Origin of the sequence: Microbacterium sp. VKM Ac-2870, assembly GCF_015350795.1 — a bacterium.
Lineage (GTDB): Bacteria > Actinomycetota > Actinomycetes > Actinomycetales > Microbacteriaceae > Microbacterium.
Genome location: NZ_JADKSH010000002.1, coordinates 204,003 through 225,366 on the forward strand (window position 1 = coordinate 204,003; position 21,364 = coordinate 225,366).

General features: G+C 69.7%; 23 protein-coding genes. 19 read left to right on the top strand and 4 right to left on the bottom strand.

Annotated features, from left to right (window positions below; genetic code table 11):
• Positions 1-3: 3 nt before the first annotated feature.
• Positions 4-1,116: a sensor histidine kinase gene (locus ITJ43_RS04905; protein ID WP_194582710.1), complete on the bottom strand. Its 1,113-nt coding sequence runs from the start codon at positions 1,114-1,116 to the stop codon at positions 4-6.
• Positions 1,117-1,418: 302 nt separating this feature from the next.
• Here ITJ43_RS04905 and ITJ43_RS04910 point away from each other — a divergent pair, with 302 nt between their 5' ends.
• The 4 genes from ITJ43_RS04910 to ITJ43_RS04925 all read left to right on the top strand — a co-directional run bounded on the left by ITJ43_RS04910 (position 1,419) and on the right by ITJ43_RS04925 (position 4,413).
• The gene (locus ITJ43_RS04910) at positions 1,419-2,096 is read left to right on the top strand and encodes a response regulator transcription factor (protein WP_194582711.1); all 678 of its coding nucleotides are present in this window, start codon (positions 1,419-1,421) and stop codon (positions 2,094-2,096) included.
• On the top strand, positions 2,093-3,277 hold the full coding sequence (locus ITJ43_RS04915) for a sensor histidine kinase (RefSeq protein WP_194582712.1): 1,185 nt from the start codon (positions 2,093-2,095) through the stop codon (positions 3,275-3,277). The genes ITJ43_RS04910 and ITJ43_RS04915 overlap by 4 nt, the downstream gene beginning before the upstream one ends.
• 189 nt (positions 3,278-3,466) lie before the next feature.
• The gene (locus ITJ43_RS04920; protein ID WP_194582713.1) at positions 3,467-3,721 is read left to right on the top strand and encodes a hypothetical protein; all 255 of its coding nucleotides are present in this window, start codon (positions 3,467-3,469) and stop codon (positions 3,719-3,721) included.
• Positions 3,718-4,413 carry a response regulator transcription factor gene (locus ITJ43_RS04925; protein ID WP_323741127.1) on the top strand — a complete coding sequence of 232 codons (696 nt, stop codon included), beginning with the start codon at positions 3,718-3,720 and terminating at the stop codon, positions 4,411-4,413. Before ITJ43_RS04920 ends, ITJ43_RS04925 begins: the two co-directional genes overlap by 4 nt.
• A 141-nt stretch (positions 4,414-4,554) precedes the next feature.
• Here ITJ43_RS04925 and ITJ43_RS04930 read toward each other — a convergent pair whose 3' ends face one another.
• Complete coding sequence (locus ITJ43_RS04930) at positions 4,555-5,022, bottom strand: VanZ family protein (protein WP_194582714.1); 468 nt, start codon at positions 5,020-5,022, stop codon at positions 4,555-4,557.
• Between the two features lie 127 nt (positions 5,023-5,149).
• Between ITJ43_RS04930 and ITJ43_RS04935 the strand changes: the two genes are divergently transcribed.
• The 5 genes from ITJ43_RS04935 (at position 5,150) to glmM (ending at position 10,513) form a co-directional block, all read left to right on the top strand.
• Positions 5,150-6,856, top strand: a complete 1,707-nt coding sequence (locus tag ITJ43_RS04935) for an ATPase (protein WP_194582715.1) — start codon at positions 5,150-5,152, stop codon at positions 6,854-6,856.
• A 126-nt stretch (positions 6,857-6,982) separates the two neighbouring features.
• Positions 6,983-7,822, top strand: a complete 840-nt coding sequence (locus tag ITJ43_RS04940; RefSeq protein WP_194582716.1) for a UTP--glucose-1-phosphate uridylyltransferase — start codon at positions 6,983-6,985, stop codon at positions 7,820-7,822.
• A 370-nt stretch (positions 7,823-8,192) separates the two neighbouring features.
• Complete coding sequence (gene rplM, locus ITJ43_RS04945; protein WP_194582717.1) at positions 8,193-8,639, top strand: 50S ribosomal protein L13; 447 nt, start codon at positions 8,193-8,195, stop codon at positions 8,637-8,639.
• A 27-nt stretch (positions 8,640-8,666) separates the two neighbouring features.
• Entirely contained in the window at positions 8,667-9,164 is a 498-nt protein-coding gene (rpsI, locus tag ITJ43_RS04950; RefSeq protein ID WP_194582718.1) for a 30S ribosomal protein S9, read from the top strand.
• Positions 9,165-9,169: 5 nt separating this feature from the next.
• On the top strand, positions 9,170-10,513 hold the full coding sequence (gene glmM / locus ITJ43_RS04955) for a phosphoglucosamine mutase (protein ID WP_194582719.1): 1,344 nt from the start codon (positions 9,170-9,172) through the stop codon (positions 10,511-10,513).
• 245 nt (positions 10,514-10,758) lie between these two features.
• Here the strand turns inward: glmM and ITJ43_RS04960 are convergent, their stop codons facing one another.
• Positions 10,759-11,700, bottom strand: a complete 942-nt coding sequence (locus tag ITJ43_RS04960) for a Ppx/GppA phosphatase family protein (protein ID WP_194582720.1) — start codon at positions 11,698-11,700, stop codon at positions 10,759-10,761.
• Between the two features lie 33 nt (positions 11,701-11,733).
• Between ITJ43_RS04960 and coaA the strand changes: the two genes are divergently transcribed.
• The 9 genes from coaA to ITJ43_RS05005 all read left to right on the top strand — a co-directional run bounded on the left by coaA (position 11,734) and on the right by ITJ43_RS05005 (position 19,624).
• A complete protein-coding gene (coaA, locus tag ITJ43_RS04965; RefSeq protein WP_194582721.1) occupies positions 11,734-12,681 on the top strand; it encodes a type I pantothenate kinase in 948 nt (315 codons plus the stop codon).
• A 68-nt stretch (positions 12,682-12,749) separates the two neighbouring features.
• Entirely contained in the window at positions 12,750-14,600 is a 1,851-nt protein-coding gene (gene glmS / locus ITJ43_RS04970) for a glutamine--fructose-6-phosphate transaminase (isomerizing) (protein WP_194582722.1), read from the top strand.
• A gap of 153 nt (positions 14,601-14,753) precedes the next feature.
• Complete coding sequence (locus ITJ43_RS04975; RefSeq protein WP_194582723.1) at positions 14,754-15,134, top strand: holo-ACP synthase; 381 nt, start codon at positions 14,754-14,756, stop codon at positions 15,132-15,134.
• A complete protein-coding gene (gene alr, locus ITJ43_RS04980; RefSeq protein WP_194582724.1) occupies positions 15,131-16,255 on the top strand; it encodes an alanine racemase in 1,125 nt (374 codons plus the stop codon). The genes ITJ43_RS04975 and alr overlap by 4 nt, the downstream gene beginning before the upstream one ends.
• A 111-nt stretch (positions 16,256-16,366) precedes the next feature.
• The gene (gene tsaE / locus ITJ43_RS04985) at positions 16,367-16,870 is read left to right on the top strand and encodes a tRNA (adenosine(37)-N6)-threonylcarbamoyltransferase complex ATPase subunit type 1 TsaE (protein ID WP_194582725.1); all 504 of its coding nucleotides are present in this window, start codon (positions 16,367-16,369) and stop codon (positions 16,868-16,870) included.
• Between the two features lie 33 nt (positions 16,871-16,903).
• Positions 16,904-17,593 carry a tRNA (adenosine(37)-N6)-threonylcarbamoyltransferase complex dimerization subunit type 1 TsaB gene (gene tsaB, locus ITJ43_RS04990; RefSeq protein ID WP_194582726.1) on the top strand — a complete coding sequence of 230 codons (690 nt, stop codon included), beginning with the start codon at positions 16,904-16,906 and terminating at the stop codon, positions 17,591-17,593.
• The gene (rimI, locus tag ITJ43_RS04995; protein ID WP_194582727.1) at positions 17,590-18,096 is read left to right on the top strand and encodes a ribosomal protein S18-alanine N-acetyltransferase; all 507 of its coding nucleotides are present in this window, start codon (positions 17,590-17,592) and stop codon (positions 18,094-18,096) included. The genes tsaB and rimI overlap by 4 nt, the downstream gene beginning before the upstream one ends.
• Positions 18,093-19,148 (top strand): tRNA (adenosine(37)-N6)-threonylcarbamoyltransferase complex transferase subunit TsaD, encoded by a 1,056-nt coding sequence (gene tsaD, locus ITJ43_RS05000; protein ID WP_194582728.1) that lies wholly within the window; start codon positions 18,093-18,095, stop codon positions 19,146-19,148. The genes rimI and tsaD overlap by 4 nt, the downstream gene beginning before the upstream one ends.
• A complete protein-coding gene (locus ITJ43_RS05005; protein ID WP_194582729.1) occupies positions 19,145-19,624 on the top strand; it encodes a hypothetical protein in 480 nt (159 codons plus the stop codon). Before tsaD ends, ITJ43_RS05005 begins: the two co-directional genes overlap by 4 nt.
• Positions 19,625-19,672: 48 nt before the next feature.
• Here ITJ43_RS05005 and ITJ43_RS05010 read toward each other — a convergent pair whose 3' ends face one another.
• Positions 19,673-20,860 (bottom strand): class I SAM-dependent methyltransferase, encoded by a 1,188-nt coding sequence (locus ITJ43_RS05010; protein WP_194582730.1) that lies wholly within the window; start codon positions 20,858-20,860, stop codon positions 19,673-19,675.
• A gap of 155 nt (positions 20,861-21,015) precedes the next feature.
• Here ITJ43_RS05010 and groES point away from each other — a divergent pair, with 155 nt between their 5' ends.
• On the top strand, positions 21,016-21,312 hold the full coding sequence (gene groES / locus ITJ43_RS05015) for a co-chaperone GroES (RefSeq protein WP_194582731.1): 297 nt from the start codon (positions 21,016-21,018) through the stop codon (positions 21,310-21,312).
• The last annotated feature ends 52 nt before the right edge of the window (positions 21,313-21,364 follow it).

Below are 21,364 nucleotides of genomic sequence, written 5' to 3' on the forward strand. Positions count from 1 at the left end.
CGATCACGCCGCGATCATCGTCAGGCTCGCCACCGTGCCCACCGGATGATCCGGCCGCACCGTCAGCGTTGCCTGATTGGCCCGCACAACGGTGCGTCGGGAGCGCGCAGCCGGTGCCTCACTGACTCTGCCACCGGTTGCCTCCGCAGATGCGGCGGTCAGTTCGGCCAGTTCGCGCTGGCGTTGCTCGGGCGTCGTATGCACGCCATCGTCGTGCACGGTCACCGTCGTGCGATGGTGCTGACGGTGAGCCCGCACGATCACCTTGCCCGCCGTCGAGCAGTGTTCGATCGCGTGCGACATCAAATCGGCCAGCACCTGCCGCAACTCCGCCTGATCGAACCGCACGCGCCCGCATCCTTCGTCGACGACCTGCAACGTCACTCCGCGGGCCGCGGCGACGGCGATGAAGACGGCGCAGACGTCGGACAGCGCCGCCGATAGGTCGACAGACGGGATCGAGCGGGCCACGTCTTCCCGCGCCGTGCGGAACAGGTCGTCGACGGTGTCGACTAGTTGACCGGCGGCACGGGCGAGCCTCTCACCGATCGCGCCCAGAGGTCCGTCCGTCTCGAGCAGTTCGGCATAGCCGGCGACCGTCGTCACGTGCCCGCGGAGCCGGTGAGCCGCGTCGCGCAGAAAATCGTCTCGGATGCGCGCGGCCTCGAACATCTCGGTCATGTCGCGCGCGACGATGACCGCGCCTCCCCTCTTGCCTCGACCATCGGCGAATGACCGCGATGTGATCGACAGCGCGCGCTGATCGTCGCCCTCGCCCACCCATGCCGTATAGGGAATGGCACCGCCCGCGAAGGCGACATGGTGCAGCAAAGGAGGAGCCACCGCGATCGGTGTGACGCGGTCGGCATGGAAGAAGCGCAATCCTCGATACTCAGCATCCGCGCGGAGCTTCTCGGGAAGCCCGGCGCGGGCGAACGCCTCGCGCGCCGGATCGTTCAGGTGTACCGGAAATCCGCGCTCGTCGGTCACGATCACCGCCTCGCCGACGGCATCGCTCAGCGCCGACAACACCAGCGGATCGCTGTCGAACGCGTGGCGAGCCCGTCGACTCCCTGCGGAGTCCGTTTTGCGGGTGTTTCTGCTGGCCAGATTCATGGTCCCATCCCGTGCGCACCACGGACACTTCCCCCACCACGGTTCTAGCAGAGCGGGCCGTGCAGACTCCTCCCACTCCGGCAACGGCCTAGGTGGTATTACCGAGTGCGGCTGCACTTTTGCGCCCGATGACGCGCCGCCATGCACTTTTTCGCGGCGTGTCCGGGGCTTGGTGCGCGAAACTGGTCGGCGGGCGGGGGAGACGTCGACAGGAGACCTCATATGCGATATTCACGCGCTCGGCAATCGGTTGAGTACCGGGCCCCGTCGCCAGCACCCTGTCGCCTGCGCCTCTCGCGCTCATGAGCGCGCCCCAGCCCATCGTCAACGTCATGGTCGTCGAAGACCAGCCGCTCTTTCGAGAAATGCTCGCTGTTCTGCTCGGAGAACAGAACGGGTTGCGCGTGGCGGCGGTGGCCCACAGCGCCGAAGGCGCCCGTCTCGTCGACGCGCGTGCCCTGGACGTCGCCCTGCTCGATCTGCGCCTGCCGGACGGAGATGGCATCGGGCTGGGTCGCGAACTGCGCCGTCGCCATCCCACGCTGGGAGTGCTCATCCTCTCGGCATCCGATTCGATCAGTACCCTCCTCGAAGTTCCCGGAGGAGAAGCCGCCGGCTGGGGCTTTCTCTCGAAGAACTCGTCGCTGTCGGCATCCGCCCTGGTCTACGCCATCCGGGCCGTCGCGGCGGGGCGGGCCGTGCTCGATCCCGCCATCCGCGCTCAGCGCGAGATCCGGCGCAATAGCCCGCTGGCGCGCCTGAGCGCACGCCAGCGCGAGGTCGTCGCTCTTGTCGCCGAGGGCCTCACCAACGCCGCCATCGCCGCGCGTCTCGGCATCTCGCCACGATCGGTCGATGCGCATCTCAACGCCGCCTACGGCGTTCTCGGCATTCCCGCCACCCGTGAACGCAATCCGCGCGTCGAGGCGGTGCGCAGCTACCTCGAACACACCACCTCACCGTGGACGGCGGGCGGGTGAACACTCCTTCGGCGGGGCGGCATGGCCCCGCGGAAGCCGCGGCGGACCACCGCATCGTGCTGATAGCCACGGCCGCCGCCACTGTCGCCATCATCCTCTACACAAGCCTGCAGGCATCGCTGTTGGGTGCGTGGAGCCCCGAGGGCGGCGTCGCCGCCCCCACCGTCGCTGCCCTCGTCGCCCCGATCGCGATGCTCGGGGCCGTGCATGTGCTGCGCCCGGAACGCTACGGCCGCTTCGCACGCTGCGGGTTGGTCGCGGTACTCGCCCTCGGCGCGGCATCCACGCTGGTCGGCGTGCGCAGCCTGGCGGCCGCCCTCTCTCCTCGTATTGCGGCGACCACCGTCGGCCTCGGCGAGTTCGCCGCCGCGGCGGTCGCCGCCGCGTGCGCCGTCGGCCTCGGCCTCGTGCAGGTCGACATCGCCCGACGCATCCGCCGGGCGGAGCGCGGGCAGTCCGCCGCCCAGGCGCGAGCCACCGGCCTCGTCGCAGAGCTGCAGGAGGAGGAACTGCGGCTGCGTTACGAACTCGCCGAGACCATCCACGGCAGCGTGCAGGGCACCTTCGTGGTGATCGAGACCCGGCTGCGCCACCTCGCCGTTGGCGTCCGCGATCGCGATCGCGCCGAGGACGCGGCCGCCGAGCTCACGGTCATCGCGGACCAGTTGGAGCGTCTGCGTGAGAAAGAGCTGCGCGCCCTGAGCGCCCGGCTCTACCCTGTCGACCTCGAACGCGGGCTCGCACCGGCCGTGCGTGCGCTGATCGTGCGCTTGCCGCCGTCGGTTGCGGTCCGCGCGCCTCATGACGATGTGTTCACCGCCGTCGAGCAGCGACTCACCCTCGAGGCTCGGGTGCTCATCGCACGCGTCGTCGAAGACGCCTTGTCGAACGCTCTACGCCACGGAGGTGCCGACGAGATCGCGATCGATGCCTGGGAAGACGCGGACCTCTTCGCGGTCGTGGTCGTCAACAACGGTGCCCCGCCCCCGCCCGATTCGCCGTGGTCGGGTCTGGGGCGGCTGCGCCGCCGGGTAGAGGTGCTCGGGGGTTCACTGACGCTCACCGCTGAGCCCTACCCGCCGTCGCCGAAGGCGATCGCCGGCGGAGCGCGGTTGACGCTGGTACTCCCGCTGCCGACGGAAAACACGGGTGCAGGTGGGCCGCTAGGTGCTTCCACGTAAAACTCTCGTGAAATCGTGACTTCTGGGCTTCGGTGCGTTTCGGGCTGCGTCAGAATGATGCTGCGCGGAGTTCTGGGCTCCGCGTGAGTCTCTCCGTTCTCGAACGGAGCGCCCCGTGTCGCTGCTCATCTCCCCCCCGGATGCGCATCATGGCGGCGGTCGAGTGGTGCCTTAAAAAAAGGACGAACGATGAGCCGAGCAGGCGGAGCCCGCATCGTGGAAATCTATGTCAACGCGCATTGGCAGCCGGCGCCGGCCCGTCGCTACCTCGATCCGCCCACCGCACGTGACCTGCGTCGCGAGGGAATCACGATGGTGAGGGTCGCCCCGAGTTTCTGGAGCCGTCTCAGCGGTCGCGCGAAAGGTCTCGCCGGGCGCGACATCTCCGTCGCGCGCTATCTCGCCACGGCCACCCACCGCGGCGACGCCTCTATCCCAGCGTGAAAGCCGGGCGCCCGCCCTTGCGGGTGCTGGTGGTCGAGGGGCAGCCCCTGTTCCGCCAACTCCTCGCCGCCCTTGTCGACGATCAACCCGACATGCGCACCGTCGGCGTGTGCGGCTCGTTCGATGCCGCGCTCGAACTGGCCGAGCGCGCCGTCGACGTCGCTCTCCTCGGTCCGCGCCTGCTCGACGGCAATGGCGTCGTCCTCGGCCGGACGCTGCGCGCGCGCAGCCCACACCTCGGCGTGATCGTGCTCTCCTCCCCGGAGAGTATCGGCGAGCTCAGTGAGGCGCGCGCGTCCGAGACCGTCGGCTGGGGCGTGCTCTCCAAGAACCTCTCTCTGACGGCATCCGCCCTCATCTACGCCATCCGTTCCGTCGCCGCCGGACGCATGGTGTTCGACCCGGCCGTGCGCGCCGAACGGGAGACACATCTGAGCAGTCCGCTGCATCGACTCAGCGTGCGCCAGCGAGAAGTGCTCGGCCTCGTCGCCGACGGGCTCAGCAACACCGCCATCGCGCGCCGCCTCGCCCTCTCACCGCGATCGGTAGAAGCGCATTTGCGCGCGGCCTATGCCGTGCTGGGCGTGGGATCGGACCCCGATCGCAACGCACGCGTCGACGCCGCGCGCAGCTACCTGGCGTACCACCGCAACGATGAGAGCCGATCCGGCCATGAGAGTCCTCTCATTTAGTCCCACAGTGATGCCATCGTCATCGATGATGGGGATGCCCCAAATCCCTGCTGACACGGACGTTCCCAGGCGTCCAGCGGGAAGACGGCCGCTCTGCCCCTTCCGGGGGGTTGCGGGCGGGGCGGCCGTATCCCCTTTCTGCTATCCGTCGCTGTCGTCGAACGAAACGCGTGTGCTCGACCGGTCGAGTGCCTCGATGAACGCCGCCAGTACCATGCCTGCGCATGCGCCTGCGGTGTTGGCGATGATGTCGAGCACGCTCGGGGTGCGCGCAGCGAGGGCGATCGCTTGACCCGTCTCGATAGTGACGGTGGTCAAGAAAGCGATCGGCAGCACCAGCCAACGCTCCCGACGCAGGATGAGCGACAGCAGCAGCCCTAGCGGGATGAACATCAGAATGTTCGCGCCGAACTCGATGCGCGCGTAGGTCAGCACCGGAATGGCGCGTGTCACGGCGCGCAGAAACGGACCCGCCCCGGAATCCACCGGAACCGGCCAGAACGCGACGATCGCGAGGGCAACGCCGTACGCCCACAACCAGAAGCGAGGGTTTCGCGCTCGAGCGCCCCAGGCAGTGCGGGCGGGGGGCGTCGCGATGGTCTTCGTCATGACCGGCTCCTCGGATCGGGGCCGCACCATCGCGACGGACAACTGCGCGGATTATACGGAAAAAGCCCTCGCATTATATGTAGACGAATGGCTACACTGACTACTACTTGGGGGTAGCAATGTTGGGGTGCAGGTGAAGGCCCGGGGTGGCCAGCGCGTGATCAACGTCGTGTCAGCGTACTGGGATGCGGCGGGAAGCGGTCGATTTTTCACGCGGTGGAGCGCCGTGGCCTCGCTCCCGATATCCGCGTTCCTTCTTGTACCGATCGTCGAGGGACGACCGAGCGGCTACGTCCAGGGTGTCATCGTCGCCCTCATCTCCTGGACCATCCTCGCCGTCGCCGTGCTCGTGGTGGCTGTGACCGAGCGGCGAATGAAGGATCACACCTCACGCGGCATCCTCATCACCGTGACGATCGTGGTTGTCGCCGTCGTCAGACCCGCGCTCAACGAAGCCTTCGTCGTGGCCCTCTTCGCAGGTCACTCCACGGGCGTCTGGATCGCGCGCACGGGTATCAATCTCGTCGTCGCTGTCGGGCTCTTCTCGCTCATCGCGATCATCACGACGGAATACGACGAGACGCGCGCCACCGCCGATCGCCTGGCCGCCGCCCTCGGACGATTGGATGCTGCGACCCAGCGGATCACCAGCGGCGAAAGCGACGCGCGACTGGTGATCCGGGCGATCGTGGCCGAACTTCGCATCGAGCGCGACGCGATGCTCGCTGGACGGATCGACTTCGACGCCGTCCGCGGCTTCTCCGAGCGGGTGCGGGCAGCCAGCCATCGCCTGGAGCAGATGGCTGAGGCGAGCGCACCGGTGCCGGCGCTCTGGTTGCCGCGGCCATCGACCCTGGCGCCTCGGCGCGGCATCGAGCGGCTCAGCCCCACCCCGCTGCTCTGGGTGGGCATGCTCTACCTCGTGATGTGCGTGCCGTTCCTGCTCACCATCGCCGACATCCCCGGCGTCATCGCCGCCGTCGTCGCGGTACTGCTCATCGACCTCGCAGCGGGAGCGGTGCTGCGCGCCCTGCCCGAGACAACCGACCGCACAGGCGGGATCGCGGTACTTCTGGTGTGGGTCCTCGCCGGTGTCGCCGCCGCCGCCGTGGGCCATCTCCTCCTCCCCGCGGCCGGTGCCGTGGTGCTCATGCCGATCTTCGCGCTCCCGCTGGCGGCCATCGTGCTCGCGACCGCCATCGACACGCGCCGCCGCGCGCGCGTCGAGGAGCAGTCCTCCACCCACGAACTCGCCCGCGCCGCCGGCGACTACGCCGATCGCGTGCGGCACGCGCAGACGCCACTGCGACAGGCCGCCTCCGTGCTGCACGGCAGGGTGCAGGGTCGCTGCGTCATCTTCGCGGCGCATGTCGACGAGGCCATGCCCACCGAAGAGGAGATCGCTCGCTTCCGCGTCGAGACCGATCGGGCCCTCGACGAGGTGCTCGCGCCCCCCTCGTATACGGAGGTCGACACCGGCGGCGAGCTGCGACGCATGCTGGCCGGGTGGGAGGCGCTCATGTCGCTGGAGACCCACATCGACCCCGCTGCCGTGTGGGCGGTCGAGGCCTCGGAGTCGGCCCTCGTCGTCGCCGACGTCGTCAACGAAGCGCTGGTCAACGCCGTCAAGCATTCCGGTGCGCGGGCGGCCCGAATCGAGATCGCGGCCGGTGAGGGGGGAGTGCTGCACGTACGGGTTGCGTCGGCCGGCTCGCTTCCCCGGGCGATCATGCCCATCCGCTCGTTCGCCGGCCCCACCCTGCTCTATCAGGAGGGTGAGGACGTCGTGCTCGAGTCGACCCTGCCGGCCTCGGCACTCGCGGCGCACGCTTGATCACACGGTCGTCACCGACCTGACTCACCCCCGTCATGGAAGGTGGGTGCGCGTTCGCTATGCTCGCGATACGCGCGTCCTATGGATGTCCCGGAGCTACCCCCCTTACGCCCCGCAGGAGATCGCATGCCCCCTCGGTGCAAAGCCGTCATCCCCGCCGCCGGACTGGGCACCCGCTTCCTGCCCGCCACCAAAGCCATGCCCAAGGAGATGCTTCCTGTCGTCGACAAGCCGGCGATTCAGTACGTGGTCGAGGAGGCGGTGGCGGCAGGCATCCGCGACGTCCTGATCATCGTCGGGCGCAACAAGAACAACATCGCCAACCACTTCGATTCGATTCCCGAACTCGAGAGCGCCCTTACCACGAAGGGCGACACCGCCAAACTCGGCACGGTGTCGCATTCGTCGCAGCTGGCCGACATCCACATCACGCGGCAGGGCGAGCCGCGCGGCCTCGGACACGCGGTTTCGCGCGCGGCATCGTACGTCGGTCCCTCCTCCTTCGTCGTGATGCTCGGCGACGACCTGATCGACGAGCGCGACCCACTCTTGCCCACGATGCTCGCCGTGCACGAGCGCACCGGGGGAGCGGTCATCGCGTTGATGGAGGTCGATCCCGCACAGGTGCATCTCTACGGTGTCGCCACGGTGGGCGAGCAGGCCGCCGACGGCTCGGTGCGAGTGCTCGACCTGGTCGAGAAGCCCTCACGCGACGAGGCGCCGTCGAACCTCGCCGTCATCGGCCGCTATGTGCTCGCCCCCGGCGTCTACGGTGTGGTCTTCAGCGGACGCCGCTACGACACCGGTGATCGCGTCGATTACATCAAGGCCGTCCTGCAGCTGGCCGTCGAGCGAGATGACCTCGGCGCCGAACTGCGCCCGTGGATCAAGCAGTTCGCCGCCCGCCTGGAGGTCACGGGCGCGTCGGCGGCTCAGCCTGCGGTGGAGATGGGCGCAGCCCGGTAGACTGTCCTGGACAACCGCTGCCCGCCGTGGGCAGAGAGCGCAGAAGAAACCCCCCAGCCCCCGGTAGTGTCCCCACACGACCGGTTGGCGGTCGCCGACCCCCCGCGTGCGGCCGCCGCGACCGGGGGATCGGAGTATCCCTTCGATCCCCCGGTCGCCCTTTCTTACGGCCCGCCCCTCCCGCGATGTTTGGTCTCTGCGCCTGCATGACGTAGACTGTCCCTTTGGTGCTCGCTCCTCGACGTTTCGGAGAGTGAGAACCCCTCACGAACGTGAGCCCTCCACTGGCGTGTTCTCCTGCTCTGGCAGCGAACCACCCCGGAGCGGGATTCACGAACCTCTCCGTTCGAATGAAGAAAGCAGCACTACTGTGACGCGCACTTACACCCCCAAGGCCGGTGAAGCCACTCGCGAGTGGTTCGTCATCGACGCGACCGACGTCGTCCTCGGACGCCTCGCGACGCACGCCGCAGTTCTCCTCCGCGGCAAGCACAAGCCCACCTTCGCGCCCCACATGGACATGGGCGACCACGTCATCGTGATCAACGCGGGCAAGGTTGCGCTGACCGGCCAGAAGCTCACGCAGAAGAAGGACTACCGCCACTCCGGTTACCCGGGCGGCCTGCGGTCCACCTCCTACGCCGAGCTCCTCGAGAAGAACCCGATCCGCGCCGTCGAGAAGGCGATCCGCGGCATGCTCCCCAAGAACAGCCTGGGTGCCCAGCAGCTGTCGAAGCTGAAGGTCTACACGGGCGCCGAGCACCCGCACGCGGCCCAGCAGCCCACCCCGTACACCTTCGACCAGGTCGCCCAGTAAGCGCGTCGAGAGATATAAGGACAACTCATGGCGAAGATCGCTGACTCCATCGAAGAGACCACCCTCGACAACGCGGAGAGCTACACCACCGAGAGCGCCCCGGTAGAGGCCGCTTCGGCGCCCCGCCCGGTGCTTTCGGTTCCCGGTGCGGCTGTCGGACGTCGCAAGCAGGCCATCGCCCGCGTGCGCATCGTTCCCGGCTCGGGCACCATCACGGTGAACGGCCGCACCCTCGAGGACTACTTCCCCAACAAGCTGCACCAGCAGCTGATCAACGACCCGTTCACGGTGCTCGACCTCGACGGCGCCTATGACGTCATCGCCCGTATCTCCGGTGGCGGCCCCTCGGGTCAGGCCGGTGCGCTGCGTCTGGGCATCGCCCGTTCGCTCAACGGGATCGACGCCGAGAACAACCGCCCGACCCTGAAGAAGGCCGGCTTCCTCTCGCGCGACGCTCGCGTCAAGGAGCGCAAGAAGGCCGGTCTCAAGAAGGCCCGCAAGGCTCCGCAGTACTCGAAGCGCTAAGCTTCGTGGCGCTGTTCGGGACCGACGGTGTGCGGGGCCTGGCCAATGGCCCCCTCACCGCCGAACTCGCACTCACCCTGGCCCAGGCGACTGCTGTCGTCCTGGGCCAGGGCCGTATCGCCGAGGCGCGCAAAGCTGCCGGAAAGCGGCTCACCGCCGTCATCGCGCGTGATCCGCGTGTGTCCGGGCACTTCCTCTCGGCGGCCGTCGAAGCGGGACTGGCGTCGTCCGGCGTCGACGTTCTCGACGCCGGCACCCTGCCGACACCCGCGGCCGCGTATCTGATCGGTGACATCGACGCCGATTTCGGCGTGATGATCTCCGCCTCGCACAATCCGGCGCCCGACAACGGCATCAAGATCTTCGCCCGCGGCGGCGTCAAGCTGCCCGACGAGGTCGAACGACGCATCGAAGAGGCGATGGGCGGCGAGAAGCTCCGCCCGATCGGCGGCGACGTCGGACGCGTCGAACGATTCTCCGATGCCGAAGACCGCTATGCGATCCATCTGCTGGCCTCGCTCCCGCACCGCCTCGACGGTCTGCACGTCGTACTCGACTGTGCGCACGGCGCGGCATCCGGTGTCTCGCCCGAGACGTTCCGCAACGCGGGCGCCAAGGTCACCGTCATCGGCGCCGACCCCGACGGCATCAACATCAACGACGGCTACGGCTCGACCCACATGGGACGCCTCGCCGCCGAGGTCGTGCGCACCGGCGCTGACGTCGGCATCGCCCACGATGGCGATGCCGACCGCTGCCTCGCGGTCGACGCGACCGGCGCTTTCGTCGACGGCGACCAGATCATGGCGATCCTCGCGGTCGCGATGAAGCGCGACGGTCGTCTGAAGAACGACACCCTCGTGGCCACCGTGATGAGCAATCTCGGTCTGCACCGGGCGATGGCCGCGCAGGGCATCACGGTCGAACAGACCGGCGTCGGCGACCGCTACGTGCTCGAGCGCATGGGCGAGGGTGGCTTCTCGCTCGGCGGCGAGCAGAGCGGCCACGTGATCATGAGCCGCTACGCCACCACCGGCGACGGTGTGCTCACCGGACTGCACCTGTGCGCCGAGATGGCTCGCACCGGCCGTACCCTCGCCGACCTCGCTTCGGTGATGACCGTGTTCCCGCAGGTGCTGATCAACGTGCGCGGCGTGGAGCGCTCGCGCGCGACGGATGCCGATGTGCTGGCGGGCGTCCAGGTCGCCGAGGCGGCGCTGGGCGACAGCGGTCGTGTGCTGCTTCGCCCCTCGGGAACCGAGCAGATGGTCCGGGTCATGGTCGAGGCCGCCTCGCACGACGACGCGCAGCGCATCGCCGAGGAACTCGCTGACATCGTCCGGGGCTGAACGGCGAACGGGCGCCGCATTAAGGGCCTGTTAAACGTCGTCGCAGCGCTGGTGCGCGTCTTGACTCGCCCCCTACTCTGAGCCTGCACTCTTCCGCCCATTCCCCGCGCCCTGACCGACAGGGACGGGGCGCGACGGGTTTGACGACCGGGGTGCGCGACCCCTCCGTCGATGTCCCCCCGCATCCCCGGACGGAGGGGTCGCTTCCTCGGACACCGTGCTTCGCTCGGGTCTGACAAGCCGCGTCAGACCGGCTCTTGCCAGCTCAGCGACTCGATGTATCGCAGCAGCACGCCTTCGCGCAGCGCCCAGGGGCTCACCTCGAGCTCGTCGACGTCGAGCGCCGTCATCGCGGTGTGCAGCACGACCGCCGCCGCCACGATCTGGAACGTGCGATCGGCAGTGATGCCCGGTAGTTCCTGACGGGCGGATGCCGGGATGCGCGCGAGCCGCGGGATCCACGAGCCCAGAGCGCCGCGAGGCAGGAGCATCCGCTCGCTGCCGCTCCACCCGGGCACCGGATATCCCGCCAGCTTCGCGAGCGAACGGATCGCCTTCGACGAGCCCACGACGTGGTTGGGTCGCTTCTGGTCGACCATGAGGTCGACGACCGGCGCGAGCACGCTGCGCGCATGCTCGCGCAGCACCTCGACCGCATCCTCTCCGGGCGGGTCGTGCGGGAGGAACTCGATCGTCGTGCGTCCCGCACCGAGCGGGACGCTGGCGGCGACGTCGGGCAGTTCGTCAGCCCCGGAGGCGATCTCCAACGATCCGCCGCCGATGTCGAAGAGCAAGATCTGGCCCGCCGACCAGCCGAACCAGCGGCGCACCGCGAGGAACGTGAAGCGGGCTTCGGACTCGCCCCCGAGCACCTGCAGTTCTTGGCCGAGCGCGGCTTCGATGCGCGCGATGACCTCGGCGCCGTTCGTCGCTTCGCGCACCGCGCTGGTCGCCGTCGCGAGCAGTTCCACGACATTCTCGGCTTCGGCGACGGTGCGCGCCTGAGTGACGGCATCCACGAGGGCCTGCACGCCGGTCTCGTTGATGGATCCGTCGGAGTCGAGATAGCGCATCAGACGCAGCACTGTGCGTTGGCTCGTCGTGGCCTGCGGGCGCCCTCCGGGGTGGACATCGGCGACGAGCAGGTGAAAGGTGTTCGAGCCGATATCGAGGACTCCGAGGCGCATGGGTTCAGAGTATCCACAGATAGAGTGGGGCCGATGTCCATCGAAGACGAGATGACGGCGATCGATTCGCTGTACCGCGAGATCGGCCGTTCCGAATGGGCTCGGCTGACCGCCGGCATCCCGAATCCGCTCACCGAGACCGAAGTCGTGCAGCTGCGGGGCATCGGAGATCGGCTCGACCTCACCGAGGTGCGTGAGGTGTACCTGCCGCTCAGCCGGCTGCTGAGCACGTATGCCGAGAACACGAAGCGGCTGGGCGCCGAGACGGCGACCTTCCTGGGCGAGCCCGACTCGACCACGCCGTTCGTCGTGGCCGTCGCCGGCTCTGTGGCCGTCGGCAAGTCGACCATCGCGCGCCTGTTGCGCGAGTTGATGAGCCGGTGGCCCGGGACGCCGCGGGTCGAGCTGGTGACCACCGACGGGTTCTTGTACTCCAACGCTGAGCTCGAACGCCGCGGACTGATGGGCCGCAAGGGCTTTCCGGAGTCGTACGATCGGCGCGCTCTGGTGAGCTTCCTCACCGAGGTCAAGTCGGGCGCCGCCGAGGTGCGCGCGCCCTTCTATTCGCACGTGCGGTACGACATCGTGCCCGACGCGCACGTCACCGTGCGCCGTCCCGACGTCGTCATCGTCGAGGGCCTCAACGTGCTCTCTCCGCCGCCGACGCCCAACGATGTCGCTGTCAGCGACCTCTTCGACTTCTCGATCTATGTGGATGCCGACGAGGCCGATATCGCGCAGTGGTACGTCGACCGCTTCCTCGCGCTCCGGCGCGGCGCCTTCAGCAACCCGAATTCGTTCTTCCGGGTGTTCGCGGAGCTCTCCGACGAGGAAGCTGTCACCACCGCGCTCGGGTACTGGAACGACATCAATCTGCCCAACCTCCGGGAGAACGTCGCGCCCACCCGCCATCGCGCGACGCTGGTGCTGAAGAAGGCGGCTGCCCACGCGGTGGAGACCGTGCGGCTGCGCAAGCTCTGACCCGCTGTCGGAGAACTCACGGCTTTTGTGAGGGCGCCGCGCAAAAGCGCGCACCTAGCATTGAGCCCATGTGTGGAATCGTCGGATACGTGGGCCCGCGCGACAGCCAGGCCATTCTCCTGTCGGGGCTGGCACGCCTGGAATACCGCGGCTATGACTCCGCCGGCATCGCGGTCATCGACGCCGAGGGCGATCTCGAGCTGCGCAAGCGCGCCGGCAAGCTCCAGGTGCTGCGCGATGACCTCGCCGCACACCCGATGGCCGACGGCACCACCGGCATCGGCCACACCCGCTGGGCGACCCACGGTGGGCCCACCGACGCGAACGCGCACCCGCACCTCGCCGACGACGACAAACTCGCTGTCATCCACAACGGCATCATCGAGAACTTCTCCGAACTCAAGGCCGAGCTCGTCAGCGAAGGCTTCACCTTCCGTTCCGAGACCGACACCGAAGTCGCCGCCGTGCTGCTCGGGCGCGAGTACCAGGCGTCCCACGACCTCGTCGCCGCCTTCCGCACGGTGGCCGCGCGCCTTGAGGGAGCGTTCACGCTGCTCGCGATGCACCGCGACCAGCCCGGCCTCGTCGTCGGCGCGCGCCGCAACTCGCCGCTGGTGATCGGACTCGGCGAGGGCGAGAACTTCCTCGGATCCGACGTCGCCGCCTTCGTCGAGTACACGCGCAATGCCCTCGCCATCGGTCAGGACGAGATCGTCGCGATCACGCCCGCCGGCGTCGAGGTCACCGATTTCGCCGGCCACCCGGTGGAGGTTGAGCCTTTCGAGGTCGTCTGGGACGCGTCGGCGGCAGAGAAGGGCGGCTGGTCGTCGTTCATGGCCAAGGAGGTCTCCGAGGAGCCCGAGGCCGTCGCCAACACCATCCGCGGACGCCTGCACGACGGAACAGTCACGATCCCCGAACTCGCGGGTCTGGACGAGCTGTTTACGGGCATCCGTCGCATCGTCGTCATCGCGTGCGGCACCGCCGCCTACGCCGGCCAGACCGGCAAGTACGCGCTCGAGCAGTGGACGCGCATCCCCGTCGACGTCGAGCTCGCCCACGAGTTCCGCTACCGCGACCCGGTGATCGGCGATGACACGCTGGTCGTCTCCATCAGCCAGTCGGGCGAGACGATGGACACGCTCATGGCGGTCAAGTACGCGCGCGAGCACGGCGCCAAGACGCTGTCGATCTGCAACACCCAGGGCGCGACCATTCCCCGCGAGTCGGATGCCGTGATCTACACGCACGCGGGGCCCGAGGTGGCCGTGGCATCCACGAAGGCCTTCGTCGCTCAGATCACCGCGCTCTACCTCCTCGCGCTGCACGTGGCACGCCTTCGCGGCACGATCTCCGAGGCCGAGCAGGCGCTGCACGTACGCGAGCTCGAAGCGGTGCCGAACAAGATCGCGCGGGTACTCGACGAGGAGCAGAAGCACATCGAGCAGTTCTCACACTGGATGGCCGACACCCAATCGGTGCTGTTCCTGGGGCGCCACGTCGGCTACCCGATCGCCCTCGAGGGTGCGCTCAAGCTCAAGGAGATCAGCTACATCCACGCCGAAGGCTTCGCCGCCGGCGAGCTCAAGCACGGCCCGATCGCGCTGATCGAGCCCGGCCAGCCGGTGTTCGTCATCGTGCCGTCGCCGCGCGAATCGGCTGAGCTGCACAAGAAGGTCGTCTCCAACATCCAGGAGATCCGCGCCCGCGGCGCCCGCGTCATCGTCGTCGCCGAAGAGGGGGATGCTGCCGTGCTCCCGTTCGCCGACGAGGTGCTGCGCATTCCGTTGGCCGGCCCGCTGTTCGAGCCGCTGCTGGCCGTGGTGCCCCTGCACATCTTCGCGATGGGTCTCGCGACCGCGAAGGGCCTGGACGTCGACCAGCCCCGAAACCTCGCGAAGTCCGTCACCGTCGAGTAGTCCGCCGAGAAACGACCTGGCGCCCCAGACGCACCGCCGTTCCGAGCGCCCGAACGTGTCTCGTTGCGGGTGAGCACGCATCGAGGCGCCGGTAGGCTGGCCGGTGCGTACCGAGCGCGCACCCGAGCTCGCGACGCGGAAGGGGAGGATGCCGTGATCATCGGAATCGGCGTCGACCTCGTCGACATTCCTCGGTTCGAGCGGTCTTTGGCGCGCACACCGCGCCTGCTCGAGCGGCTGTTCGCTCCGTCGGAGCGTCAGCTGAAGCCGCACTCGCTCGCCGCCCGGTACGCCGCCAAAGAAGCGCTGATCAAGGCGCTCGGCGGCTCGGACGGCGTGCACTGGACCGACATCGAAGTCGCCAGTGAATCGTCCGGCCGACCCGTCTTCGCCCTCACCGGCGAGACGGCCGCGACTGTCGCCGCTCGGGGCATCGGCGCCCTGCATCTCTCGCTCAGCCACGATGCGGGGCTGGCGACCGCCTATGTGATCGCCGAGTCGGCGGACCGCGGCCGCGCGGAGGGATGCGCATGAGTCGCCTCCCCGACGGCGTACTGCGCGAAGCCGTCATCGACACCTCCGCGATCACCGCGAACGTCCGCCATCTGCGCCAGCTCACGGCATCCGAGGTCATCGCCGTCGTCAAGGCGGACGGCTACGGTCACGGTGCCGTGCGCTCCGCGCGGGCCGCGCTCGAGGGCGGCGCGCACCGCATCGGGGTCTCCGACATCGACGAGGCCCTCGCCCTTCGCCGCGCCGGCATCGACGCTCCGCTGGTCGCGTGGCTCCACGCGCCGGGCGCACGGTTCGCCGAGGCGGCGGCGCACGGCATCGAGCTGGGCATCTCGAGCCTCGACCAGCTGCAGGACGCGGCGGCCGCGGCATCCGGCGACCGCCCGGTCGGCGTGCACCTGAAGGTCGAGACCGGCCTCGGCCGCAACGGACTCGCCCCCGCCGACTACGCCACCGCGTTCGCCGAGGCGGCCCGGCTCGAACGCATCGGGCGGCTGCGTGTCATCGGTATCTTCAGCCACCTCTCCAATGCCTCGGCGAACGACGACCGCGCCGCGATCGATCGGTTCACCGACGCCCTCGCCCTCGCGGCATCCCACGGGCTCGCCCCGCAGCTGCGTCACATCGCCGCATCGCACGCCGCGATCGCCCTGCCCGAATCGCGCTTCGGATGCGTGCGGCTGGGGGTGTCCATCTATGGGCTGTCGCCGTTTGCCGATCGCACGTCGGCCGACCTGGGCCTGCGCCCCGCCATGACCCTGCGGGCCGCGGTCGCTGCCGTCCGTCGGGTGCCCGCCGGACAGGGCGTCTCCTACGGATACCTGCACCGCGCCGACCGGGAGACGACGCTCGCGCTCATTCCCGCCGGGTACGCCGACGGCGTGCCCCGGGCGGCGTCGGGCGGGGCGGCCGTGCGCATCGGCGGCGAGGTCTTCCCCGTGGCGGGGCGCATCGCCATGGACCAGTTCGTCGTCGATGTCGGCGACCATCGGGTCGCGGTGGGTGACGAGGCGGTGCTCTTCGGCGACCCCACGCTCGGCGCACCACCCGTCGAGGTCTGGGCGGATGCCGCGAGCACCATCAACTACGAGATCGTCACCCGCATCGGCCCGCGTGTGCCGCGGCGAGAGGTCGGGGCGTGACCCCGACGCCGCAGCACCGGCGCCGCGAGCCATCGACCCCACCTGCCGCGGGAATCCACCGGGGCATCCCGGCGTTGAACAGCGGCGGACTGAGGATGAGACGGTGAGCGCATGAGCGGACTGGACGCCTTCGTGGGAGAGCGTGAAATCGCGTCGCCCACCGACATGGAGAACCTGGGTCGCGCTTTCGGCCGCGACCTGCGGGCGGGTGACCTCATCGTGCTGACCGGCCCCCTGGGCGCCGGCAAGACCACGCTCACGAGGGGAATCGCCGAGTCGTTGGACGTGCGTGGCCGGGTGCAGAGCCCGACCTTCGTGATCGCGCGTACGCACCCTTCGCTCGTCGACGGACCTCCGCTCGTGCACGTCGATGCCTACCGGCTCGGCACCGACGGTGAACTCGACGACCTCGACATCGACTTCGCGGGCTCGGTCGTCATCGCGGAGTGGGCTGCTCCCTTCGCGGACGCCGTCGCCGACGTCTGGTGGGAGGTCGAGATCGACCGCGGCTGGAGCGGCACCGGTGTCGACAACGCCTGCGGCACGGCGGGCCCGCACATGGCCGCGATGGAAGACGCCGCACCGCGCCTGGTGCGCATCACTCGCCACGGCTGAGCGTCGCTTGCCGGGCGCGACTACCCTGGAACGGTGATCCTCGGCATCGACACCTCGCTCGGCACCGCCGTCGGCATCGTCGATCCCGACGGTGCCGTCCGCGCCGATCGCACCAGCGACAACCCGCTCGGCCACGCCGAAGTGATCGGCGACCTGCTGCGCCACGCGCTCGCCGATGCGGCTCACGGCCCCATCGGCCAGACCGCGACGGGCGAGCCGGTGACCCTCACCCATGTCGCCGCCGGCATGGGCCCGGGCCCGTTCACCGGGCTGCGGGTCGGCATCGCCGCCGCCCGCGCCTTCGCCCTGGCCCGCGCGCTGCCGGTCGTGTCCGTACCGAGCCACGATGCCGCGGCGCTCGAGATCCTGCTCGCCACCGCGCTGGCCGACCCGTTCGCCGACGTGCCGCGCTTCGCGGTGGTCACCGATGCCCGCCGTCGTGAGGTCGCGTACTCGGTGTACGACGGGCTGGATGCCGACGGCATCCCGATCCGCTCGATGGGGCCGGCGTTGGCCCTGCGCACCGACATCGACGGCGTGCTCGCCGGCCTCGGCGCCGAACGCCGCGACATCGCGACCATCAGTGCGAGCATGCTCGCCGTGGTCGGGGCTCGCGCCGTCGCCGCGGGCCGCGAGCTCACCGGCGCCGAGCCGCTGTATCTGCGCGCCCCCGATGTGACCCTGCCTAAGAGCGTCACCCGCCCCACGGGAGCAACCTCGTGACGCTGCGGACGGCCACTGTCGACGACCTGGCCGCGATCATGCAGCTGGAGCGCACCTCGTTTCCCACGGATGCCTGGAGTGAGGCGATGATGCGCGAGGAACTCTCGTCGCCGCACGCCCGCTACCTCGTCGACGTCGAGGGCGCAGCCCTGCTCGGCTACGGCGGCGTGCGCGCCGTCGCGCGCGCGGGCGACGCCGACATCCAGACCATCGCCATCGCCGCGGCGGCGCGTGGCCGCGGCCGCGGGCGCCGGCTGCTGCGTGCCCTGCTCGCCGCCGCGCGCGAGCGCGAGGCGCGGGACGTGTTCCTGGAGGTGCGGGCCGACAACCCTGCGGCATCCGCGCTGTACGTCTCCGAGGGTTTCGCCGAGATCGGACGCCGACCCCGTTACTACCAGCCCGACGATGTCGACGCCGTCGTCATGAAGCTCGACGTGGTCGCGTGGACCGCGGCTCGAGCGGCGACGGATGCCGGGACTCTCAACGCAGGAGTGTGCTCGTGAGCGCCACCGAACCCTTGGTGCTCGGCATCGAGACCAGCTGCGATGAGACCGGCATCGGCATCGTGCGCGGGCGCACGCTGCTGAGCAACACGATCGCCAGCTCGATGGACGAGCATGCCCGCTACGGCGGCGTCGTACCCGAGGTCGCCGCGCGCGCTCACCTCGAGGCGCTGCAGCCGGCGATCGACGCCGCCGTCGCCGAGGCGGGCATCGCACTGAGCGATCTCGACGCCGTCGCCGTCACGAGCGGTCCGGGGCTCGCCGGTGCGCTCATGGTCGGGATCGGCGCCGCGAAAGCGCTCGCCGTGGGACTGGACACGCCGCTCTACGCCGTCAATCACCTCGTCGGTCACATCGCCGCCGATCTGCTGACCGGGGAGGACGTGGAGTACCCGACCGTCGCTCTGCTGGTCAGCGGCGGCCACACCTCGCTGCTGCTCGTACGCGATCTCGTCTCCGACGTCGAACTGCTGGGCGAGACCCTCGATGACGCCGCGGGAGAGGCGTTCGACAAGATCGCGCGCATTCTCGGCCTGCCCTACCCCGGCGGCCCCGAGATCGATCGCGCCGCCGCCGACGGCGACCCCCAGGCCATCCGCTTCCCGCGGGGGCTGTCGCGAGCCTCCGACATGGAGGCGCACCGCTACGACTTCTCGTTCTCGGGTCTGAAGACGGCCGTCGCGCGCTGGGTCGAGCAGGCCGAGGCGGCCGGTCAGAGTCCGGCGGTCGCAGATGTCGCGGCATCCTTCCGCGAAGCGGTCGTCGACGTGCTCGTCACCAAGGCCCTCGACGCGTGTGCGCGCCACAACGTCCCGCGGCTGCTGTTGGGCGGCGGTGTCGTCGCCAACCGGCGGCTGCGCGACTTCGCGCTCGCGCGCGCGGCGGATGCCGGCGTCACCGTGCGCATTCCGCCGCTGAGCCTGTGCACCGACAATGGAGCCATGATCGCCGTCCTCGCCGCCGAGCTGATCGCGAGCGGCCGCGCTCCCTCGCATCTCGCGTTCGGCGCCGACTCGACGCTGCCCGTCACCGAGATCCAGGTGGCCGGATGAGCGACGAACGGCAGGCCGTGCCGGCGCCGGCGACCCCGGTGCCGCACGTCGACGCGCCATCCGAAGACATCGCGCCGGCGACGAGCGCCGCCCTGCCGGGCGCGCACCGCGGCGGCTTCCAGCGCGAGCTCACCGAGCCGGTGCCGATCGCGACGCCCGTCGTGCCGGGCGAGGCGGGGGTGGCCCGGGCGTCCGCGCCGGACCCGGAGGTGCGGTGGGCGCCGACGCCCGAGGTGCTGCCCCGCACCGCACCGTGGGCGCTGACCTTCGCTGTGCTGGGACTCATCGTCTCCTTCCTCGTCGGGTGGGGCTTTCTCATCGGGCTCGTGGGAGCCGTGCTGGCCATCGTCGCCCTCCGCCGGCCGTGGGAAGCTCGCGGCATCGCGGTCTGGGCGCTCTGCCTCAGCGCGTTATCGCTCGTCTACAGCGCGGGATGGCTGTGGTGGGCTTCGACGCAGGGGCCGATGCTGGGCTGAGGCTTGCGAGCCCCGCCAGCCGCGCCAGTCCCGTGGGCGCCGCCTGACTCAGACGCGGTCGGCGAGCAGCGCGACACGCGACGACCCGGCGCGCGTGAGGATCAACGTCGCGGCGTGCGGACCGCGCAGCTTGAGCTTCGTCCGCAGCGCGGCGGGATCGATGTCGACTCCGCGTTTCTTGATCTCGAGCGTGCCGATCTCGCGTTCGCGCAAGGTGCGCGCGAGCGCTTTGACGTCGGTCGGCAGCTGTTCACGCACGCGGAAGCTCTGCACGAACGGGTTCGAGGCCTCGGCATCCGAGGTGAGGTAGGCGATGCCGGGCGCGATCATGCCCGCGTCGAGGCTTCGGGCCACCTCGCCGATGAGGCGCGCGCGGATCACGGCGCCCTCGGGTTCATGCACGTAAGCGCCGAGGGGGCGTACCTCGGCGTCCTCCGCGTCGCCGTCCGCCGTCAACTCCGCGGCACCGTCGGCGCGGATCACGAGCGCCGCTCGGCGCACGCCCGGTCGGGCGAGCACGCCGGTCCAGACGACGAGTTCGATCGTCGACCCGTCGACGCTGATCCACTGCGCCTCGGCGTCATCGGGAATGAGGGCGCGGTCGAAAGCCGGGCCGAGCTTGATGCCGGCGGGCATGCGTGCGGCGAGGGCGAAGACCCAGTCCAGCGGCGGCGACCACTCGCCGGCGGCGACGCGCGCGGTTTCGCTGTGGCCGGCGGTGCGCCGGGCCGGGTCAAGCCACACGGCGTCGACGTCGTCGAGCGGCACCTCTTCGGCGCGGGCGTGGCGAACGGTGGCGGAGTCGCCGAACGGCGCGAGGTTGTAGGCCGCGAGCGCTGCGGTGGTTTCGTCCGCATCGACCGCGACCACATCGATTCCGATGCCGGCCAAGGCGAGCGCATCTCCGCCGATGCCGCAGCCGAGGTCGGCGACGCGGCGCAGCCCTGCATCGCGAAAGCGCCCCGCGTGGCGCGCGCCCACCGACAGCCGCGTCGCCTGCTCGAGGCCGGCCCGCGTGAACAGCATGCGGTCACCGAACTCACCGAACTTGCGGCGTGCTCGGGTGCGCAGGCGCGCCTGGCCGACCGCCGCCGACACGAGCTCGGGGGAGAGGCCGGCCGCGCGCAGGCGGGAGACGGTACGCGTCACGTCGTCGGGGGAGTCGATCGCGCCGAGTTCGTCGACCAGCCGCAGTCCCTCCGCGGTCAGCAGGGCGGTCAGTTCGGCGCGTTCCATCCGGCCAGCCTATGCGGGCGCCATCCGCGCACACCACCGGAGCTGGCACTCGCGTTGCACGAGTGCCAGCCGCGCCCTAGACTTCTGTTAGCACTCCACCCGTGTGGGTGCTAACGAGTCTTGAAGCATCACGCCCAGCAAGAAAGAGGTAGACCGTGTCGGTTTCCATCAAGCCGCTCGAGGACCGCATCGTCATCAAGCAGGTCGAGGCTGAGCAGGTCACGTCCAGTGGCCTCGTCATCCCCGACACCGCCAAGGAGAAGCCCCAGGAGGGCGAGGTCGTGGCCGTGGGTCCCGGCCGCATCGACGACAACGGCAACCGCGTACCGCTCGACGTCGCCGTGGGCGACCGCGTCATCTACAGCAAGTACGGCGGCACCGAGGTGAAGTTCGACGGCGACGAGTTCCTCGTCCTGTCGGCTCGCGACGTTCTGGCGGTCGTCGTCCGCTGACGATCCACGCCTCAGAGAAGGCCCGGATGCCACGGCATCCGGGCCTTCTCTG

Excerpts from the sequence above, each read along its gene's own strand:
- ITJ43_RS04905 (WP_194582710.1), bottom strand. The coding sequence starts at position 1,116 with ATGAATCTGGCCAGCAGAAACACCCGCAAAACGGACTCCGCAGGGAGT.
- ITJ43_RS04910 (WP_194582711.1), top strand. The coding sequence starts at position 1,419 with ATGAGCGCGCCCCAGCCCATCGTCAACGTCATGGTCGTCGAAGACCAG.
- ITJ43_RS04920 (WP_194582713.1), top strand. The coding sequence starts at position 3,467 with ATGAGCCGAGCAGGCGGAGCCCGCATCGTGGAAATCTATGTCAACGCG.
- ITJ43_RS04930 (WP_194582714.1), bottom strand. The coding sequence starts at position 5,022 with ATGACGAAGACCATCGCGACGCCCCCCGCCCGCACTGCCTGGGGCGCT.
- ITJ43_RS04940 (WP_194582716.1), top strand. The coding sequence starts at position 6,983 with ATGCCCCCTCGGTGCAAAGCCGTCATCCCCGCCGCCGGACTGGGCACC.
- rpsI (WP_194582718.1), top strand. The coding sequence starts at position 8,667 with ATGGCGAAGATCGCTGACTCCATCGAAGAGACCACCCTCGACAACGCG.
- ITJ43_RS04960 (WP_194582720.1), bottom strand. The coding sequence starts at position 11,700 with ATGCGCCTCGGAGTCCTCGATATCGGCTCGAACACCTTTCACCTGCTC.
- coaA (WP_194582721.1), top strand. The coding sequence starts at position 11,734 with ATGTCCATCGAAGACGAGATGACGGCGATCGATTCGCTGTACCGCGAG.
- glmS (WP_194582722.1), top strand. The coding sequence starts at position 12,750 with ATGTGTGGAATCGTCGGATACGTGGGCCCGCGCGACAGCCAGGCCATT.
- alr (WP_194582724.1), top strand. The coding sequence starts at position 15,131 with ATGAGTCGCCTCCCCGACGGCGTACTGCGCGAAGCCGTCATCGACACC.
- tsaE (WP_194582725.1), top strand. The coding sequence starts at position 16,367 with ATGAGCGGACTGGACGCCTTCGTGGGAGAGCGTGAAATCGCGTCGCCC.
- ITJ43_RS05005 (WP_194582729.1), top strand. The coding sequence starts at position 19,145 with ATGAGCGACGAACGGCAGGCCGTGCCGGCGCCGGCGACCCCGGTGCCG.
- ITJ43_RS05010 (WP_194582730.1), bottom strand. The coding sequence starts at position 20,860 with ATGGAACGCGCCGAACTGACCGCCCTGCTGACCGCGGAGGGACTGCGG.